The sequence below is a fragment of the Phyllobacterium sp. P5_D12 genome (assembly GCF_054049495.1).
Map to the genome: position 1 here is coordinate 1 of NZ_JBFUMG010001023.1, position 913 is coordinate 913.

A 913-nucleotide genomic window follows, 5' to 3' on the forward strand; every position below is an offset into this window, starting at 1 on the left:
GGATACGAGCCAACAGCCGATCGTCGTTGCTCAGGCTGACCTTCCCTTGCCGCCGCAAATGGCATTCGCCAGCGACAAGGTAGCAGTGCCAGTTGATCCTCCGGCGCAGGCAATGGAGTACACGGCTCCGCAACCGGTAACGATGCCAGCCGCAACGGCAGAGGGTACTCTGCAGACCAGTGCACTAGCCTATGAAGCGCCGACCGCAAAGAAGGTAGACGCCATCGGCCAGATGCTTTTGGCGCAGGATCGTCCAAGCACCCTCAACTGATTTCCACGTGAATTATTCGGACACCAAATAGTGGTGAGCCCATTCGCTATGGGGAACAACTTGTCCTATGGCGTATTGGAAAGACAACACCGTCATGTGGTCCGGAGACGTGGCGCAGGTGTAGGACAGATGATACCATTCGCCCTTGCTGCGGAAAGCTGCGCCGCCTGAACGGATCTTGTCACCTTTGATCTTCGGCTCTTCAAAAGCATAGGCGACCAGTTCGTCCGCTACCAGTTTGGCCGGATCCTTGTGGATGCGCTCCATTGCCTCGAGATCACAGCGCTGTTCGAGCCGCGTTTGCGGGTCTAGCCGCTTCAGCTCTTCCGCAGCGCCATTGTCCATAGCGCGTGCCGGACTTGCCAAGGCGGCCGACACCAAGAGCATGGCGCTTATTATTCTCATCGTAGGCGGCTTTCATCGTGTGAACGCAAAGGACGAGTCGTTGGTTCTGGTCCCGGCGCGGTATTGATACCAACCGGATTGGGACTAAATTATGAATGCCCGCTGGCCTGAACAAAATGGCAGTGGTTCCCCGTCAACTGGCCGCTTTTTTTCTCCCATCGCCGTTCGCATCGATATAGGCATATATGTAGGAAAACGACGGCTGTGTGCGATTGGCGGGCTCGACCAGCCCTGCAA

General features: G+C 56.6%; 2 protein-coding genes. One reads left to right on the plus strand and one right to left on the minus strand.

Annotation, left to right across the window (positions count from 1 at the left end; all coding sequences use genetic code 11):
• On the plus strand, nucleotides 1-271 hold a 271-nt coding region (locus ACXJ5O_RS28410), incomplete at its 5' end, for a hypothetical protein (protein WP_457302828.1).
• Between the two features lie 12 nt (nucleotides 272-283).
• Here the strand turns inward: ACXJ5O_RS28410 and ACXJ5O_RS28415 are convergent.
• A complete protein-coding gene (locus ACXJ5O_RS28415; RefSeq protein WP_457302829.1) occupies nucleotides 284-676 on the minus strand; it encodes a DUF930 domain-containing protein in 393 nt (130 codons plus the stop codon).
• Between the last annotated feature and the right edge of the window lie 237 nt (nucleotides 677-913).